The following is a 362-nucleotide window of genomic DNA, read 5'->3' as shown; positions in this document are numbered from 1 at the left end:
AATATAGCAACACTTTGCAGTGTTTCGATTGTTGCTCCCGAGTTTGGGGCTACCTACCCCGAGAATTTCAGTAAGTTGTCATTGCGGGAATTGAAGCACTATAAGGGAGCGTACGGTCAATCCTTAGAGCATTGCCATACATGGGCCGAGTTATTGGCCCTTATGCCCAGCTATGTGCAAAAAGGGAAACAAATACCTCAATGGATGCTGAAATCAATCCGTTTTAGTCGCAATCTTTATCAAGCAAACGAAAATTTCTGCGATCAATGGGCTAAGAAGCTGAGTAAAATTAACAATAGCTGGCAGATACTTGAGTGGCGCGGGGCTCACGTAAAGCACGTGATAAAAGACCATATTGTTCA

General features: G+C 43.6%; 1 pseudogene. It reads left to right on the top strand.

What is annotated here, in order from left to right:
* A pseudogene (locus KDM89_RS20465) lies at positions 1-362 on the top strand (hypothetical protein); the annotation flags it as partial.

Origin of the sequence: Cognatundibacterium luofuense, assembly GCF_018139685.1 — a bacterium.
Taxonomy (GTDB): Bacteria; Pseudomonadota; Gammaproteobacteria; order Burkholderiales; family Burkholderiaceae_D; genus Undibacterium; species Undibacterium luofuense.
Note: the sequence above shows the minus strand (reverse complement) of the source record. Positions and strands in the feature narration are given on the sequence as shown.